The sequence below is a fragment of the Kocuria sp. TGY1127_2 genome, assembly GCF_013394385.1.
Classification (GTDB): Bacteria; Actinomycetota; Actinomycetes; order Actinomycetales; family Micrococcaceae; genus Rothia.
This window is the reverse complement of sequence record NZ_AP022834.1, coordinates 1,210,799-1,227,974: the sequence shown is the minus strand read 5'-3', so window position 1 is coordinate 1,227,974 and position 17,176 is coordinate 1,210,799. Positions and strand designations below refer to the sequence as shown.

Below are 17,176 nucleotides of genomic sequence, written 5' to 3'. Positions count from 1 at the left end.
CTTCCAGTGCAGGGGAAGGTCAAGAGCGGCGCGCCGCGCGACGGGAGGCAGCGATGCGGATCGGAGAACTCGCCGCGGAGACAGGCACCACGACGAAGACACTGAGGTTCTACGAGGAGCAGGGACTGCTCTCGCCAACCGACCGGACACCGGCCGGGTACCGCGACTACACGCCGGAGGCCGTCGCGCGGATCGACTTCATCCACCGCGGCCGAGCAGCCGGCCTCACCCTCGCCCAGATCCGCCAGATCGTCGAGATCCGTGATGCCGGTCGTGCGCCGTGCGAGCACGTGCGTGACCTGCTCGACGCGCGGCTGAACGACATCGAGCAGCAGATCGCTCAGCTCGGCGCGCTGCGCGACACGATCGCAGAGCTCCGGGAGAACGCCTCGCACCCGGAACCCGATACATGCAGTGTCGATCAGGTCTGCCGATACGTGTGATCGGTGAATTGAATCTTTGCTGCGCATAGGTGGGTAGTTCACGGAGTGTCGGCTGCGGCTGACGCGAGCCAGCACCCACCTATGCACTTAAGGTCATTGGGTCCGGTGCGGTGCCTATGGGGCGGTTATGCCAGACCCTGCGATCCCCGCACCACTAGCGAAAACTGTGCGATCATCACAAGTTCATTCGATGTCAGCTGCGCATCATGGGGCTGGCGAGTTCGAGCGATGCCGGTGTCGGCAAGACGATGCTCTATGTCTGGACCGCATAGTCCAGTGTCGTGGAGTTCATCCCCCGACGAAGCGGCGCTCTGCGATTCGCCCACCGGTATGAGCCCGGCGGCTGAGCGTCGTCTCGTCGGTGAGATGTCAACGGGACGCCCGCGGCGCACGGCCGTTGGGTGTAATGGCGGTTCCTCCCTCCGCCGCTTCCGGAGGTTTAACGTCGATCACGAACGGGACGAGTCTCGTTCTCGGTGGACCCGCAGGAGGATCGCATGGCAAGGAGAAGAGCAGGGCACAGCAGCTGGTAGGCGACGTCGCCCCGAAGCTCGCCGAACTGACCGACGAGGTGCTGTTCGGCGACGTCTGGGCACGGGCTGAACTCTCTCGGCGCGACCGCAGCCTGGCGACCGTCGCGGCCCTGACCGCGCTCGGGCGGACCGACCAGCTGCGGTCTCATCTCAACCTGGCACTCGACAACGGAGTGACCCAGGAGGAACTGGCCGAGGTCGCGACGCACCTGGCCTTCTACGCCGGGTGGCCGGCGGGGATGAGCGCGGCCACCGTCCTCAAAGAGGTCCTCGATGCCCGCTGAGCAGATGACCATGCTTTCGAAGCCGGCGACGTCGAAGGCCCCCGCCCTGGTCGCCGGCCGCAGCCCCGACTGGGTCCTGGCCGATCGTCCAGGACACGTCTATCGGCTGGGTCAGCACCGATGGCCTGCGGGACAAGTGGGTCCGGATCCTGCGCGAGAACGGCTTCGACGTCGACGAGGCCAGCGGCACCGTGCGCATCGGCCGGGCCGGGGCGAAGCTGACCGAGCACGCGCTCAACGCCCTCCCCGACCCGCAGTCCATCCAGGACCACCTGCGCAGGCTCGGCGACAGCGTCGACACCGACCCACGGCTCGCCGTCAGCACCGCCAAGGCGCTGATCGAATCGACCGCCAAGTGCGTCCTCACCGCCCGCGGGCAGAGCTATGCCCGAGCAGCCAAGGTGCCCGCGCTGGTCAAGGCCGCCCAGGTATCGCTCGGCCTCGCCCCCAAGTCGGTCAGCGACGAGGACCGAGCGCTCCGCCAGGCCCTGCAGTCGCTGATCACCCTCACCCAGAGCGTCACCGAGCTCAGGAACAGCGTCGGCATCGACCACGGAGCCGAGGAAGTGCCCAGATGGGTGCGCCCGCGGCACGCTCGCCTCGTCGTTGGCGCGGCCCAGGTCTGGTGCCAGCTCATGCTCGAGACCCTCGCCGATCCCGACGCCCCCTGGCGTCACTCGGAGGCTTGACTCTTACCAGCATTGGCTGCCGACGGGCTCCTCTTCGGTTTCGGCGTTCGATTGCCGGGCGATCTCGTCTCGGCTACTATGGACTCACCAAGACCGGTTCCGCCTACCTCGGTAGGTCCAGGGCCGGTCCTCATTCTTTTCTGGACGGTGCAGTTGGACGGAGCAGTCAAGGAGTACCGCTCCTACGACGAGCAAGTCGACCTGCTCATCCAACGCGGCATGGACGTCGGGGACCGCGACGAGGCCGTCGCCCTGCTGCGGCGCGTCAGCTACTACCGGCTCAGCGGGTACTGGTACCCGTTCCGACAGATCGTCGGGAGCCAACGCCAGGACGACTTCTACTCCGGGACCCGGTTGGCCGACGTCGCCGCGCTCTACGAGTTCGACGCCCGGCTGCGCACCGCGGCCTTCGCCGAGCTGTCCCGCATCGAGCTCGCCATCAGAGCACTGCTGGGTCACGAGCTCGGCCGCGTCGACCCGTGCGCGCACCTGGAGCCGAATCTACTCGGTCCCACGGCCCGCAGCGGTGGTTCCTACGCCGACTGGCTCGCCGGCTACGAGTTCGAGCTGCAGCACGCCCAGCGAGGACTTCGTCGAGCACCACCGGCAGAAGTACGGCGGCAGGCTCCCCGTCTGGGCCGCTGTCGAGCTACTCGACTGCGACGTTCAGCTAGCGTCTTCGCTGGCAGACCGGGCAAAGATGACTCGACCGGTTCATGAAGCGCTCGCGCACGATCGGGGTGCCGCAGCGCTTGCACGGGCGACCCTCCCGTCCATAGACATTCAATGAGCTTCTTCCCGACTCGCCGTTGACGTTGACGTACAACGCGTCGAAGCTGGTTCCGCCTTCGGCCAGCGCCTCGGTCATGACGACCGTGCACGCGCTGAGCAATTCCTGGGCCTGGGATTTTGTCAGGGATCGTGCCGGTTTCGCATAGTGAATCCTGGCCCGCCACAGCGCCTCGTCCGCATAGATATTGCCGATCCCTGAAATCGTGTTCTGGTCGAGCAGCACGCGTTTGATGCCGCTGGATGTCGCTCTCAGGCGCCGCCGAAACGATGCCTCGTTGAAGTGGGGGTCCAGAGGGTCTCGGCCGATGTGGGCCACGGTCGAGGGGATCTCGGGGAGCCCGAGAACGCTGGTCGAAGCGGCGGGAACGGGGGCACCGGACTCATCGGTCACGTTCACGACCGGGTCGAGGTACATACCGCCGAAAATGCGCTGATCCACGAACCTCAGTTCGAGTAGCTCACCGTCGGCTCCCCTGAGCGTCCAGCGTATTCGCAGATGACGTTCGGGCGGAGCCATCGATGGTTTGAGGAGCGTTTGTCCGCTCATTCCGAGGTGAACGACCACGGCCCTGGGGTCGCAGACCGGATCCTCGTGCTCCCGGCTTTCCGTTCCGCGCGTCAGCCTTAACCACATGTATTTGCCGCGTCGGCAGACGTCGCGGATTGTTCCGCCGACCAGTGAGGAGGAAAAGGTGTCGACGGGCCCGGTGTGGCGACGCAGGGAGCGTGCGTCGAGTACCTCTACCGCTTCGATTCGCGCACCGAGGAGGTGCCGGGCAAGCCCGGACCGTACGACCTCGACTTCGGGAAGTTCAGGCACTTTCCGATGCGTCCGCGCGGAGCAGAGTCGTCGGCGCGTCTTCTTGGGACGTAAGGTAACGGTAAGCGGCCTCGGCCGCGGCCCTCTCCGCATGTTTCTTTGCGGACCCGGTGCCCACCCCGTACACCTTGTCGCTGATTTCCAATTGAGCTTCGAAGACTCGGGCGTGGTCCGGCCCAGTACCGGTCACGACGTACTGGATGTCACCCAGATCGAGTTCGGCAGCCAATTCCTGGATCTCCGTCTTCCAATCGCGCCCGGCTCCAAGGACGAACGCGTCATCGAGCAGAGACCCCGTCAAACGCAGGACGAGATCCCGGGCGCATTCGTCACCGCATGAAATGAAGGTCGCTCCGAAGAGAGCTTCCATCGTGTCGGCCAGAATCGAGTCCTTGTCGTCACCGTGGGTCAGCAATTCACCCCGCCCGAGTCGGATATGGGGCCCCAGGTCGAGGGACCGTGCGATCGCGGCAAGGGAGCGTTCGGACACGACGGCGGCGCGTCGCTTGGCCAATTCGCCTTCCGAAAGGTCCGGAAAACGGTTGTACAGCTCGGTGGTCACCGCCAGGCCGAGTACGGAATCGCCCAGGAATTCGAGCCGTTCATTGTGCGGCAGCGGCCCGTTCTCGTAAGCAAATGATCGATGAGTGAGCGCAAGCTGAAGCGTCTCGGCGTCTATGTTGACACCGAGACGCTTCAGGAGCTCTCCGTTTTTCACGGTAGTCATAAGGACGTCTTAGACGTCAGCCACCTTGCGGCCCTTGTACTCGAGGTACAGCGGGGTGCCGGCGGAATCGGTAACGACCTTCGCTTGGTGGGGAAGGCTGTACGTCACCTTGCCGTTTTCAACGGTCTTGACCAGCTGAGGCGCGGTTGCCTTCCACTGGGAGCGACGTGCGCGCGTATTGGCACGGGACATTTTCCGCTTGGGAACAGCCACGGCTATCTCTCTTCTCTCGTCTCGGTTGTCTCGTTTGCGGTCTCCGCACCGAGCAGCCCGGTTAGGGCCGACCAGCGAGGATCCAGAACCTCGTGGTGATGATCGGGATTTTCGTCCAGGCGCACTCCGCATTCGGAGCACAGTCCCTGACAATCTTCTCGACACACGGGCTGGAACGGCAGTTGCGTTATGACCGCATCCCGCAGAACCGGCTCGAGATCGATCGAATCGTCCTCGACGCGGTACTGCTCGTCTGCTTCGTCTTGCGACGGGCCTTCAGGTGCAGGTTCAAAAACATACAGCTCTTGAATGTCAGCCGAAACCGGATAATCGATGGGATCCAGGCACCGGCTGCACTCTCCATGAACTTCCACGGAGGCAACACCACTAACCAAGATACCATCATGCACCGATTCGAGGCGGAGGTTGAGCATGATGTCCGAACCTTCGGGCGCTCCGATGAGAGCATTCCCGAGGTCTTTGGGCGCGGCCACGGTCTCATCGAGAGTATCCATGGTCCCGGGGCGCTTGGCCAGGTCCCTGACCGTAAACCTCAGGGACGATGAATTGTCATGCTTGATGATGAACTCCTGAATCCGACGTGATGACCGACTGTCCAGCCTACTCAGGACTGCCCGACCCCACAAGCCTCAATCACCGTGCAGCTTCCTCCTGTGCTTAACATCATAAGCCAGTAGGATCGCGGGTGTCCGAAGGTGTGGAGAGGCTATTCATCCAGGCGTCGCGCGACCGAGCGCGGCACGAAACTGCGAATGTCTCCGTCGAAGGATGAAACTTCTTTGATGATCGACGAGGACAGGTGACCGTTTTTGGGGTCTGCCGCGAGGAATACCGTCTCGACGCCGCTGATATTGCGGTTCATGGTGGCCATGGGGGCTTCGTATTCGAAATCTTTGGAGTCACGCAGCCCCTTGACGATGGCCGTCGCGCCTTTTGTCCGAGCGAAATCCGCGAGAAGACCATCGGACATCGGTTCGACCGTGACCCCGTCGAGCCACCCGAAAACTTCTCCGACCATATCGAGGCGTTCCTCGAGGCTGAATCGGTATTTCTTGGCAGGATTATTGGACACGGCAACGATCACTCCGCCAGAAAAGATTTTGGTGGCGCGCGTGATGACTTCGACGTGTCCGTTGTGAATGGGGTCGAATGAACCCGGGCAAACGGCAAGACTCATGCCACCAAAGTATCAGGAGCCGTCAGAGCGGACATCCCACGCCAACCTGTCATCGATCACGACGCCGTGTCGGATGAAATATGTGATCCTGCCTACGATATAAGCATGTGTGTTCACCAGACTCCCTTGACCAGTACGGAATCGACTTCTTGCGGCACTCGCTCTGCTGTAGCTCCTCCGTGGAAACGGCTCGCCGAAACCGCGGGCCTGCTGGATCCGAATGGTCGTCTGTCCTCGACGATCTTCGAGGAAATGAGCGCACTTGCGGTCACATACGACGCCATCAACTTGGGCCAAGGCTTCCCCGACACCGACGGGCCTGATGTCCTCGCGGCGGCCCTGAATCGTGCCGTGGCCGCCGGGAAGAACCAGTACTCCACCATCGCAGGGTCACCGGAACTACGCGCGGAACTGGCCCAGCACGAAGTGCTGCACGGACGGCGTCGCCCCGATGCCGAATCGGAAATCACCATTACGGCCGGTGCGACCGAAGCGTTGACCGCTTCAATGCTCGCTTTCCTCTCTCCCGGCGACGAAATCATTCTTTTCGAGCCGTTCTACGACCTCTACCCTGCTATCGCCGGATTGACGGGCGCGGAGATCGTGACCGTTCCTCTGCTTCCGCCGACCTTCGCCCCGGATGCCGACCGGCTTCGCGCAGCCTTTACGGACCGTACGCGCATGGTCCTCGTCAACGACCCGCACAATCCCACGGGCACGATATTCGATCCGGAGACGATGTCTCTGATAGCGGAACTGGCCGCGGAAAAAGATGCCATCATCCTCACAGACTCGGTTTACGAACATTTGGCATTCGATCGGGAGACCGTTGATCCGGCTTCCCTCGAGACAGGCCATGACCGCACGATTCGTGTTTCCTCCGTTTCCAAGACGTTTTCTATTACGGGATGGCGGGTCGGCTGGGCCATCGCACCGCCAGAGCTGACCCGCGGTCTCCGGGTGACCAAGGGGTACCTGTCCCACTCGGCCGCGGCTCCCGCGCAATGGGCTGTGGCCCAAACCATGCGCTGGGCGCGTCAGACAGATTTCTACGCGGAGTTGAAGGACCAATACCTGAATCAGAGACAAACGCTCCTCGAGGGATTGACCGGCGGAGCGTTCAACCCAGTCAGGCCGGAAGGGACTTTCTTCGCCGTGGCCTCGACGGAGAATGTACCGGCGTCATGGGGCAAGGACGGCATCGAGATAGCTGAAGCTCTTCCTCGGAACGCAGGGGTCGCCGTCGTGCCTCTGCAGGCGTTCGCCACACCGGAGAACCGGCATTTGTACGCGAATTGGGTGCGCTTCGCATTCTGCAAACGACCAGATGTGCTCCGGGAAGCCGCGGAGAAATTGGGGACTGCGGGTTTGTGACGAGCTCGTAGCCTCCGTGGCTCACCGCACGGTGATACTTAAGCTTCCGGTTCCGCGAACCACAGGGAAGTCTCACCATACGTTCGATGGCCGAAACGTCGGAGGCTTGTCCCCCACTCGGGTTCGAGGCTTCGGGTCGAACGTTCCACGACGACGACGGCATCGCCGGCCAGTGCGGGAGCCATGACCTCGAGCAAGGTCGCGAGTTCAGCCTCGGACATGGCGTACGGAGGGTCGACAAAGACCAGGTCCCAGGGACCTTCGCCTCGCTTCAGATATGTGGCGGCCGACGAGCTGACGACCTGGATACGAGCGGGTACCCCAGATTTCTCGAGTGTCCGCCGGTTGTGTGTGCAGGCCTCGAGAGCGGCACGGTCGCGATCCACGAGGGTCACGGCCGCGGCACCGCGGCTCGCAGCCTCAAGCCCAAGTGCACCGGAGCCGGCGAAAATATCCAGAACGTGAGCTTCACGCACCACGTCGTAAGTTTCCAGACGAGAGAACAGGGCCTCTTTGACACGGTCGGTTGTCGGACGAGTGTTCTGCCCTTTGACTGATGCCAAGCGGCTCCCGCCAGCCACCCCGGCAATAATGCGGCTCATAGCGTGATTCCTCCATCGCTTCGTCGAGTCACCAGGGCGCCTTGCCCCGGAGTTCGACTTTCAAGTGTGAACTACCCTCGATACAAGTATTCGGTGTTCGCTTGGTCCCCGGCTTCCCGTACGGCGCGCAACAGATCCGGGGCCTCGATCAGATCCGGGTCCCGCTCCACAAGAGCTCTCGCATCCGAACGGGCCTGCTCGATGATCTTCGCGTGACGAAGCACGGATAGATTTTTCAGAGCGGATCGGTGGCCCGACTGGCTGTCTCCGAGGATGTCGCCCTCTCTGCGTTGTTCCAGGTCAAGAGTGGACAATTCGAAACCGTTGCGCGTCGAGGCCACGGCCTGCAAGCGCGGCATAGAGGGTCCATCGGAATTTTGCTCTGTAACCAGCAAACACGTCCCCTCAAGACCTCCACGGCCAATTCGCCCTCGCAATTGGTGGAGGGTCGAGATGCCGAGCCTGTCCGCATCCATGATGATCATGAGGCTTGCATTGGGGATGTCGACTCCGACCTCGATGACGGTGGTTGCGACCAAGATATCTACTTTTCCAGCGGCCATGCGGTTCATGACCTCTGCCTTCTCTGCCCCGTCCATACGCCCGTGGAGCGTGGCCAGGCGAGTTCCCGCCAGGGCAGGCAAGGAGGCCAGCTTTCGGTTCAGGCCTTCTACGGACTGCAAGGGGGAATCCGGCGCATCATATCCGCCGGTGGCCGCCGATGTCGGAGCGTCGTCGCCGATCGTAGGGACCACAACGAATACCTGACGACCTGCGTCAACCTCTTCCCTCGCCCGTTGCCACAAGCGACCTTCCCAGGCCGGGTGGTCCGCAAGTGAGACAACGTGCGTCGAAACCTCTTGGCGTCCGGCAGGAAGTTCGTCGAGGACGGATACGGCCAAGTCGCCGAAGACTGTCATAGCGACCGAACGCGGGATTGGGGTCGCCGTCATGACGAGCCGATGCACCGGTTCGCCATCGCTGCCGGCCAGCGAGTGACGTTGCCGCACCCCGAACCGGTGCTGCTCGTCCACGACGACCAGTCCCAGAGAAGCGAACGAGACGTTGTCCCCCAGAAGCGCGTGTGTACCGATCACGATTCCAGCCGCGCCGCTGGCTATGTCCAGCAAGGCTTGTCTCTTCGCACCCGCCGACGTGGAGGACGTGAGCACCACGACGCCGACGTCCTCGGCGAGCGGGCCCAGGGTGTCAAGGATTGAGCGAAAATGCTGAGTCGCCAATACTTCGGTCGGCGCCAACATGGCGGATTGGCCCCCAGCGTCAACGACCTGCAGCATGGCTCGCAGGGCAACGAGAGTCTTGCCCGATCCGACGTCTCCCTGAAGAAGTCTGTTCATCGGACTCTCACGGGAGATGTCCGCGGCTATTTCCTCTCCGACGCGACGCTGCCCGTCCGTCAGCCTGAAAGGAAGGTTCGTGTCGAAGACCTCGCGTACGCCTCCTGGCCGCGCCGGGTACGGGCTGGTGCGTTGAGCGTCGAGAACGGCAGCCCTCCTCGCCAGAACTGTCTGGAGCACCAGGGCCTCTCGATACCTGAAATATCGCAGAGCCTTGTGCGGTTCTTCCTCGTCACGCGGCCGATGGATGGCCTCATAGGCTTGAGGTGCGGTCATGAGCCGGTGCCGCGTGCGGAGATCCTCGGGCACAGGATCCGTGCACTGCCGCAAATCAACTGTGTCCAAGACCACCGCGACGGACGCCGCAATCCTGTCAGTGGTGTATTTGGCGGTGGCAGGATAAACGGGCAATGGTGCGACCGATGGGTCCGGTTCATCCCCAGGAGCCCCTGCTTGGCCGGTGTCGGTCAGAACGGCGTAGTGCGGATTGGTCAAGGTCAGTTGTCCTCTGAACTCGTTGACCATCCCGGAGAACATGACGTGGTCCCCCGCGGCCAAGTCTTTGGATGCCGTCCACGCATTGAAGAAGGACAAGGTCATGACGTTGCCCGGAGCTGGGCTGTCCGAAGGAACCATGCCGGAAGCGGCCAACCCGTCCAAGCGACCACCGAATCCGCCGTCCACGCGGCCCGCCTGCGTTCCTTCCGGGGCGAGCTGATCGGTCACGGTCACTTCCGCAATCGAGCCTCGTCGAGTGTGTAGCCTCCGCGTGCTCACGGACAAGATCCGAGAGATGATCGAAACGTCCTGACCAAGCGTCAGATCCGCGAATCGAGTCAGTTCACCCCGCGGGAGATAGCGTCGCGGAAAGTACTCCAGCAGTTGGCCCACGGTTTCGAGTTCCAGGTGCCGAGCAATGGCTTCTGCTGTTTTCGGATGCAGAACCGAGCGAAGAGATCGTTCTTCCGGAAGCTCGGGCTTTTCGCCCATGATCTATTTTTCCTTCGCAGACAGAGACTCGGTCGTGATGTCGACGGGTTTCCCATAAGGGCTCAGAATCGACATGGCGTCCGATACTTCTCGTACGTGTACGTGCACTTTCCACCGAATTTTCTCGGTGGTCGTTTGCGATACCGCGGACATGATCACCGAGTCACCGGCTTCCGAGAGTTCGTGACGGACCTGGGCCGCCGAAAGTGCGTCCAATTCGACGCTGCACATGAACTCGACACCGTCCTCACCGATCTCCGCGCCATCCGCGGTGGTGGGCTCCGCAGCGCTTTTCCTGACAGGCTCCGCTATGTCGGGAACCAACAATTCCGCATAAGGCCGCTGGTCAGCACCAGGGAATTCTTCTCCGCGCACGATATGTGCCAGGACGTCCACGATGATCAGCATTCCGAGGGCGCCTGCGTCCACCCGCCCGGTGTCCCGGAGTACCTCAAGTTGTGTGCTGGTCCTCCGTACGGATTTGTGTCCGACCCCGACCAAGTGCTCGATCATATTGCACAAGTTCTTATTCGAGTCGTCGGCGTCTTCCCAGGCTCCCGCGGCGCGGGTGATGTCGTTGACGAAAGACAAGATCGTTCCTTCGACAGGGTCGTGGAGAGCGCCGAGAACACGAGTACGGGCGTGCTCGAGCGCGCGCGCGAAGCCGAAAGCCGTGAGCCGGGATTCGTCCCGAAGTGGCCCAGCACAACCTGCGAGCACGACGGCAAAGAGAGTTCCGGAGTTGCCTTTGGCTTCCTCGAGGCAATGGCGTCCGCAAATCTCGAAGAGTTCGCCAACCAATGACGTGTTTACCATTTCGGCGGCTTGGGCACCCGCGCGCACGGTAATCGCCATATTAGTCCCGGTATCCGCGTCCGCTACGGGGAAAACGTTGAGGGCATTGAGCTCATCCTGGTGCTGATCGAGGGCATCTGCTGCTACCGACAGCCAACGGCGCATAAAAACGGCGCTAGATCCAGTCCTTTGCTGCAAAATGATCCCATCCCCTGTTTTCTCGGGTCCTCCCGTCCACACTGACCTGTGGCTCCCGATCGTCTGATTCTCGACACGAGCCTATCGCAATCACCCCATCCGGAAGTCGAGCTGTGGATGGGAGGCAGGCAAGAATTCCATGGTCTTCTCCACCAGCCAGAACCCAATCCAGCGGGTTCTTTCCGACGAGGTCAGCAGCCGTCTGCAACGGCGCGCACAGAGTTCCCAGGCCCTGCGTGTCCACCTCGATCCCCACACCGGAAGCCCGGGCTATGCGGTCGGCATCCATCACGAGTCCATCGGAAACGTCGATCATGGCCGTGGCCCCAGCGGCGGACAATTCACGGGCGAGGGCCAGAGGCGGCAGAGGCCGCAACTGGCAGGCTGCCAAGGCCGCGAGAGAATCCGCAGGTGCAGCCCACGGCAGATCCCCGCTCCCCTCCTCCGTGAATGCAAGCGGAGGCTCGCCGTTTTCGTGCAGGAGGACGTCCAGCCCAGCGGCCGCACGCCCTACCGTGCCAGCCAGAACCACCAGATCCCCCGGACGAGCGCCCGACCGCAATACCGCAGGCAAAGCCGTGCTGACGAGGTTCGGTCCCGCAACAGCCTCTTCCGTTCCTAGACCGACCAGTCCGAAAGCCGCCACGGTGGCCGAGAGCTCCGTGCCAGACCCGACGTCGCCGCCACCCACGGTGCAGCCCGAGGCGCCGAGCCTCCGGATGGCCGCACAGTAGCCGAGAGCCATCTGGCGGACCATCTCGAGGGGAGTTTGTGGCGGGAGGCTCAGACTGATCACGAGCCCCGTGGGCACAGCCCCCATAGCGGCGACGTCCGCGAGATTCTGGGCGGCGGATTTCCACCCGAGGTCAAAGCCGCCGACGTCGTATCCGCATGGATACGACATGAGATAGTCCTGACCCTGAGTTTGCGTGTCGATGGTGACGACGGTACGACCGCGGGACTGATCGTAGATGGCGCAATCGTCGCCGGGTCCGAGCAGAAGACGGGACGCGCCATCGCGAACCATCGCGAGGTTATGAGCATCGAAGATCTCGAGCATCGGGCGGAGAAGCTGTTCCTCGGTGACGTCCGATACGGTGTGCCGCAGGGCCACGGCTTATTGCTCGTGCTTCTTGTGAGACAGGGTTTTGGAGGTCCGCGCCAACACCGTGCCCACCCCGCCGAGAGCCAGGGCAGTGAAAACGAGAATCGGGATCGGGCCACGCAGTGCCGTGAGGTTACGGTGGTTGCCGGCCTCTTGATGCTCCCCGGAAGTGCTCGCCTGTTGGCCGACGTCGTTGACTCCGGCATTGGCGTCCGAGTCCACCGGGTCGGCCGCCGGGGCGTCGGATTCCTTGCTGTTCAGATAATGGCTGACCCAACTGGATATACCCGTCACGTCGCCGACGGATCTGCCGGTATTTGCCGCTGCGGCTTCGCCATCACCGGAACCCTGTCCTGTGGATTTCGTGTTGCCGTCGCCGGTCTGAGGCGCACCTGCCTGACCGTTGGTTCCAGCGGGCACCTGTGTTGCCTTGCTCCCCGATGCGGGCTTTTCGCTCGACGAGGGATCCGAACTGGTATTTCCCGGTACCGTGCCCTCGTTTCCATTGTTTCTCGACTCTCCGATGCCTCCTCCCGGTTGGGGAGGTACCGCACCTTGACCCGGATCCGGCACAGGCTGAGCGTCCGTGGGGGCAGGTCCTGGTGCCTGAGTCGGTTCCTGGGTCGGCTCCTGTGTAGGCTCCTCGGTCGGCTTCTGAGCGGGTTGACTACTTGGGTTTTGAGTCGGGGTGGCTGTCGGGTCGTCGCTCGGCTGCTCCGTTGGCTCGCCGCTCGGGTCGGCAGTCGGTTGCCCTGTTGGCTCGCCGCTCGGGTCGGCAGTCGGCTGCTCCGTGGGTTCCTGAGTGGGGGTACCAGTAGGGTCCGAGGAGGTCGGCGGCGTGGCCTCCGATGAACTACTCGTTGAGTCGTCCGTGGGTGAGTTGCCGTCGGATTGACCCGATGAGGGTTGGGTGACGGTCGGGGCAGCCGGTCCCGTCGAAAAGCTGGGAGCGTCCGTCATATTTTCCGCAGCCGCGGCGGACACAGTTGTGAGACCCGCCACGCCGATGACTGCGGCGCATGCCGCACAGCGATACGCCAATCGCTGTCTTGCGCGGCTTTTCTCGTCCGGCATGTGGCTGCTACGAATGATTCCTACCTCTTCGAGATGTTCTGGTCAGTCGGGCGGCCCACGAACGAGAACCTTTGTCCTGTGACAATACCCCTTGGATGTCAGATAGCTGGGGTATCCTCGAGGACGTGAATTCACATCGTCTTTCCCGCCTCAGAACGTTCAGTTTAGGACGCTCCGTTGCAAAGGTACAGAATGGCTGGTCAGCGCGAAAGGCGTGGGCCTGTGGCCTCGCTGCTTCCGCCCTAGTGCTCAGTGGATGCTCGTCCGCGGTAACGGTGGACGCAGCCCCTGATGCCACGAATCCGGATTGCGCCAGAGCTCTCGTCGCGATGCCGGACACACTTGCCGGGCAAGACAAGCGGGAGACCACGGCCCAGGCCACTGCGGCGTGGGGCGATCCTGCGACGGTCATTCTCAAGTGCGGGGCGCGCGTCAAAGAACCGGTCCAGGATCCGTGTGTCCGGGTCAACGACGTCGATTGGACCCTGCGGCAAGACGGAGAGTCCGAAGAGTCGCCCGAGCGGAATGAATCTTCGAGCTCGTCCTCAGGCACGGGCGTCGACCAGGGTCAGTCTCTCGACGGAACAGGGACGTGGACAGCCACTTCCTTTGGACGCTCCCCTGCCATCCAGGTGACGTTCGACGCTGCCAAGGTCAATTCCTCGACGTTGCTGGTGGATCTTCAATCGGCCGTGAACCGTATTCATCAGACCAAGGAATGCACAGACGTCTCTGACAATCTGGACTTGTCCAAGAATTGACGGTCCGTGTCGGGAGCCGAGGATCACGGTTACACCTCGTAGCTGCGATCAGCGCAGCCCCGGGGTCCTGTCCAGAGCCAAGCGGATCAGGCGGTCCACGAGCTGACCGTAATCGATCCCGGATTCTGCCCACATCATCCCGTACATTGAAATCGGGGTGAAGCCCGGCATCGTGTTGACCTCGTTGATCACCACGCGTCCGTCGTCCGTGTAGAAGAAATCGCAACGGGACAGACCTTCTCCGTCAAGGGCCAGAAAAGCCTGAACCGCTTTTTCTCGGATGGACTCCCGGACCTCTTGTGGCAGATCGGCCGGGCAACGCAGTTCGGACGAGGCGGTCTCGACGTATTTGGCCTCGAAGTCGTAGAAAGCGTGATCATCTCCGACCATTTCGATTTCGCCCGGGTGGGATGCTTGCGGAAGCTCGTGACGGAATCCGTCCAGGACCGCGCACTCGATCTCCCGGCCGCTGATCTCTTCCTCGACGACGATCTTCGGGTCCAAAGCCTGCGCCTGGTCGATGGCTTCCTCGAGATCCGCCCAGTCTGCCACACGGGTAATGCCGCAGGAGGATCCGGCCCGAGCCGGTTTGACGAAGACGGGGAGAGCCAATTCCTGGATCTTTCGCAAGCTGGCTTGCCGATCGTTGACCCAATCGCGGGCCGAAATCACCCGATAAGGACCTACTTCCAGGCCAGCCGATTCGAAGGCGACCTTCATGAAATGTTTGTCCATACCGACCGCGGAAGACGTCACGCCCGCACCGACGTACCGGAGGTTGGCCAATTCGAGCAATCCTTGGACCGTTCCGTCCTCGCCGAAGGGGCCGTGAAGCAGAGGGAAAACGACATCCAGATGAGGGCCCTCGCCGAAGGTGCCGTCATCGTACTTGAGATACATTCCCTGGTTGGAATCGCCCATCGGCAGCGAGACGCGAGGACCTTCCCCGGAAAAGCGGGGAAGCACTACGCCATCCATCAGTTTGTTGAGTTCTTCTTCGCTGCTCAGGTGCCAGGTCCCCTCGGGTGTGATGCCGATCAGAACTGGTTCGTACTTCTCGTGGTCGAGGACCCCAAGGACCCCCTTGGCGGTGATGAGTGAAATCGAGTGCTCGGAAGAGACTCCCCCGAACAAGATCCCAACGGTGGTGCGACCGGTCGATGCAGTGGTGGTCATGGGCTCTCTCTCACGAAATTCTTGGGTTGATGTTCTCTGGTGACCCGGACGAGTCAGTGCCCCGGAGCGCTGGTTCCTTCGGGTCCTCCGTGCGGAGTCTCCGCTTTGAGCTGACGTCCAAGCAGCATCGGCTGGAGCTGGTCGACGGTGACTTGCGAAGCCAGGACCGCCGAGACCGCCTCGGCGATCGGCATTTCGACGCCGTTGCGACGAGCCAGTTCCAAGACCACCGGAGCGGATTTGATGCCCTCAGCAGTCTGGGTCATGCGAGCCGTGACTTCCTCTTCACTCAAGCCCAGGGCCAGAAGCTTTCCGGCCGTGTGATTTCGAGAAAGAGGTGATGAACAGGTTGCCACGAGGTCGCCCATTCCCGCTAGTCCTGCGAGCGTCTCCGGTCGTCCGCCGAGGGCCACGGCCAGCCGCGTAGTCTCGGCGAGACCACGCGTCATGATGGACGCTTTGGAGTTGTCCCCGTAGTCGCGCCCCTCGCAGATGCCTACGCACAAGGCGATCACATTCTTGACGAGTCCACCGATTTCCACGCCAACGACGTCGGCCGAGGTGTACGGGCGGAAATAGGACGTGGCGCATACCCTGCTGACCAACCCGGCCGCATATTCGGAAGGCGATGCGACGACGGAGGCCGTGGGCTGGTTCTGGATGATTTCCTTGGCCAGGTTGGGGCCCGAGACGACAGCAATCCGATCCTTTCCGCCCGGGAAGACCTCGGCGATGACTTCGGACATTCGCAGGCCTGTACCTCGTTCCAGACCTTTCGCCAAGGACACGAGGACCGCATCGGTAGGGACGAGGGCGGCCATGGATTTCAGCTGCTCTCGCAAGACCTGAGCCGGCAGAGCCAGCACGACGACGTCAGCGCCGTCGAGCGCCTCGCGAGGATCCGCGGTGTATGCAAGATTCTCGGGCAAACGGACATTCGGGAAATATCGGTCGTTGACACCGGTTTTGGCCATAGCCTGCATCGCGGACTCATCGCGTCCCCAGAGGATGGTCTCCCAGCTGGGGTTCTGCTTCGATTCCGTGCGAGCTGCATCGGCGGCGATTTTGGCGAAAGCGGTACCCCAACTGCCCGCTCCCAAAACCGCCACCTTGCGGGGCGTCGGAACGGTTGGCGGAACGCTAGGGGCCTGGGCGGTATCGCTCACGATGTTCCTTCCGGTCTTCTGCCGCGTCGTTCGTCGCCGCGGAGTCTTGCTGATCTTTGGTCAATCCTCGTTCCACGAGGTTCGACCAACCCTCTTCTTCAGGTGGGGGTCCCACCGACCAGCCGGGGCCTTCTCACCGCGAAGTTCTTCGACGAGGGCCGTCAGCGCATCCATCATCCGGTCGGTGGCTTCGGAGAGTGCCTTTTGGCTGACGTGTTCCGTGCGATCCTCTCCCCGGAGATCGGATAGGTCCAGCGGATCGCCGACCAAAACGTGTACTCGTTTCCTCGGGAAGGGACGCGGACGCGTGGCCTTGGGTGCCAGGAATTCCTGATCGCCCCAATGCGCGATCGGAATGACCGGTGCGCCCGTGGCTAATGCAAGACGAGCCGCACCCGAGCGACCCGCCATGGGCCAGAGTTCTGGATCCTTGGTCAAGGTGCCTTCCGGATAGATCAGCACGGCTCCGCCAGCGTCGACCACCGCCCGTGCGCTCTCCAAGGACTTGCGTGCTTCCATCGAACCGCGAAATACGGGAATCTGGGCTGTGCGGCTCAGAACGGTCCCGAGGACAGGTACGCGGAACAGGGATTCCTTGGCGAGAAAACGGGGAATGGTTCCTGACATGTAAACGGGGTAAGCCACCGACATAGGGTCAACTTCCGTCACATGGTTCGCGATGACGATGTACCCCTCATCCCGTTTGAGTTTCTCGACCCCGGTCCATGTCTTGCCCATGGCAAGATCCAGGACGCGCCGTACCACGAAGGCAACGCAGTGGAACAGGATGTTTCCGCCACGGCTGGGCGTCGTGGTCTTGATGGGTCGGTTCTTCCTCGTCTTTTTCCCCTGCGTTGCCCGGTCCTCGCCCGCCATTG

The 17,176-nt window shown here is 62.4% G+C and carries 19 protein-coding genes; 6 read left to right on the top strand and 13 right to left on the bottom strand.

The window, feature by feature from the left end:
• Positions 1-53 precede the first annotated feature (53 nt).
• The 4 genes from sake_RS05510 (at position 54) to sake_RS05495 (ending at position 2,669) form a co-directional block, all read left to right on the top strand.
• Positions 54-443: a heavy metal-responsive transcriptional regulator gene (locus sake_RS05510; protein WP_030014578.1), complete on the top strand. Its 390-nt coding sequence runs from the start codon at positions 54-56 to the stop codon at positions 441-443.
• A gap of 406 nt (positions 444-849) precedes the next feature.
• Positions 850-1,260 (top strand): carboxymuconolactone decarboxylase family protein, encoded by a 411-nt coding sequence (locus sake_RS05505; protein ID WP_082470090.1) that lies wholly within the window; start codon positions 850-852, stop codon positions 1,258-1,260.
• A 191-nt stretch (positions 1,261-1,451) separates the two neighbouring features.
• A complete protein-coding gene (locus tag sake_RS05500) occupies positions 1,452-1,949 on the top strand; it encodes an abortive infection family protein (RefSeq protein WP_051687641.1) in 498 nt (165 codons plus the stop codon).
• A 78-nt stretch (positions 1,950-2,027) separates the two neighbouring features.
• Positions 2,028-2,669, top strand: coding sequence for an Abi family protein (locus tag sake_RS05495; protein ID WP_197964457.1), 642 nt, complete (start codon positions 2,028-2,030; stop codon positions 2,667-2,669).
• Here sake_RS05495 and mutM read toward each other — a convergent pair.
• The 5 genes from mutM to coaD all read right to left on the bottom strand — a co-directional run bounded on the left by mutM (position 2,620) and on the right by coaD (position 5,699).
• The gene (mutM, locus tag sake_RS05490) at positions 2,620-3,561 is read right to left on the bottom strand and encodes a bifunctional DNA-formamidopyrimidine glycosylase/DNA-(apurinic or apyrimidinic site) lyase (RefSeq protein WP_178945586.1); all 942 of its coding nucleotides are present in this window, start codon (positions 3,559-3,561) and stop codon (positions 2,620-2,622) included. The two genes, sake_RS05495 and mutM, sit on opposite strands and share 50 nt — an antisense overlap.
• Entirely contained in the window at positions 3,554-4,288 is a 735-nt protein-coding gene (rnc, locus tag sake_RS05485) for a ribonuclease III (RefSeq protein ID WP_129359818.1), read from the bottom strand. Before rnc ends, mutM begins: the two co-directional genes overlap by 8 nt.
• Positions 4,289-4,297: 9 nt before the next feature.
• Positions 4,298-4,501 carry a 50S ribosomal protein L32 gene (gene rpmF / locus sake_RS05480; RefSeq protein ID WP_129359819.1) on the bottom strand — a complete coding sequence of 68 codons (204 nt, stop codon included), beginning with the start codon at positions 4,499-4,501 and terminating at the stop codon, positions 4,298-4,300.
• 2 nt (positions 4,502-4,503) lie between these two features.
• Complete coding sequence (locus tag sake_RS05475) at positions 4,504-5,016, bottom strand: DUF177 domain-containing protein (RefSeq protein ID WP_129359820.1); 513 nt, start codon at positions 5,014-5,016, stop codon at positions 4,504-4,506.
• Between the two features lie 212 nt (positions 5,017-5,228).
• Complete coding sequence (gene coaD, locus sake_RS05470) at positions 5,229-5,699, bottom strand: pantetheine-phosphate adenylyltransferase (RefSeq protein WP_129359821.1); 471 nt, start codon at positions 5,697-5,699, stop codon at positions 5,229-5,231.
• Between the two features lie 126 nt (positions 5,700-5,825).
• On the opposite strand from coaD, the gene sake_RS05465 reads away from it, so the two are divergent.
• Positions 5,826-7,073, top strand: a complete 1,248-nt coding sequence (locus tag sake_RS05465) for an aminotransferase class I/II-fold pyridoxal phosphate-dependent enzyme (protein WP_238147620.1) — start codon at positions 5,826-5,828, stop codon at positions 7,071-7,073.
• Positions 7,074-7,111: 38 nt separating this feature from the next.
• Here sake_RS05465 and rsmD read toward each other — a convergent pair whose 3' ends face one another.
• The 5 genes from rsmD to sake_RS05440 form a co-directional block, all read right to left on the bottom strand.
• The gene (gene rsmD / locus sake_RS05460) at positions 7,112-7,675 is read right to left on the bottom strand and encodes a 16S rRNA (guanine(966)-N(2))-methyltransferase RsmD (protein ID WP_129359823.1); all 564 of its coding nucleotides are present in this window, start codon (positions 7,673-7,675) and stop codon (positions 7,112-7,114) included.
• 71 nt (positions 7,676-7,746) lie between these two features.
• A complete protein-coding gene (locus sake_RS05455; protein ID WP_178945585.1) occupies positions 7,747-10,023 on the bottom strand; it encodes an ATP-dependent DNA helicase RecG in 2,277 nt (758 codons plus the stop codon).
• A 3-nt stretch (positions 10,024-10,026) separates the two neighbouring features.
• Positions 10,027-10,983: a DAK2 domain-containing protein gene (locus sake_RS05450; RefSeq protein ID WP_129359825.1), complete on the bottom strand. Its 957-nt coding sequence runs from the start codon at positions 10,981-10,983 to the stop codon at positions 10,027-10,029.
• A 10-nt stretch (positions 10,984-10,993) separates the two neighbouring features.
• The gene (locus sake_RS05445; RefSeq protein ID WP_129359826.1) at positions 10,994-12,130 is read right to left on the bottom strand and encodes a thiamine-monophosphate kinase; all 1,137 of its coding nucleotides are present in this window, start codon (positions 12,128-12,130) and stop codon (positions 10,994-10,996) included.
• A 3-nt stretch (positions 12,131-12,133) separates the two neighbouring features.
• The gene (locus sake_RS05440) at positions 12,134-12,541 is read right to left on the bottom strand and encodes a hypothetical protein (protein WP_129359827.1); all 408 of its coding nucleotides are present in this window, start codon (positions 12,539-12,541) and stop codon (positions 12,134-12,136) included.
• Between the two features lie 929 nt (positions 12,542-13,470).
• Here sake_RS05440 and sake_RS05435 point away from each other — a divergent pair.
• On the top strand, positions 13,471-13,956 hold the full coding sequence (locus sake_RS05435) for a DUF3515 family protein (RefSeq protein ID WP_243155744.1): 486 nt from the start codon (positions 13,471-13,473) through the stop codon (positions 13,954-13,956).
• 48 nt (positions 13,957-14,004) lie between these two features.
• Here the strand turns inward: sake_RS05435 and sake_RS05430 are convergent, their stop codons facing one another.
• Genes sake_RS05430 through sake_RS05420 form a run of 3 tightly spaced genes read right to left on the bottom strand, consistent with a single transcriptional unit; the run spans position 14,005 to position 17,174 of the window.
• The gene (locus sake_RS05430) at positions 14,005-15,132 is read right to left on the bottom strand and encodes a D-alanine--D-alanine ligase family protein (protein ID WP_129359829.1); all 1,128 of its coding nucleotides are present in this window, start codon (positions 15,130-15,132) and stop codon (positions 14,005-14,007) included.
• Positions 15,133-15,185: 53 nt separating this feature from the next.
• A complete protein-coding gene (locus sake_RS05425; RefSeq protein ID WP_243155743.1) occupies positions 15,186-16,298 on the bottom strand; it encodes an NAD(P)H-dependent glycerol-3-phosphate dehydrogenase in 1,113 nt (370 codons plus the stop codon).
• A 60-nt stretch (positions 16,299-16,358) separates the two neighbouring features.
• Positions 16,359-17,174, bottom strand: coding sequence for a 1-acyl-sn-glycerol-3-phosphate acyltransferase (locus sake_RS05420; protein WP_178945583.1), 816 nt, complete (start codon positions 17,172-17,174; stop codon positions 16,359-16,361).
• Positions 17,175-17,176 lie beyond the last annotated feature (2 nt).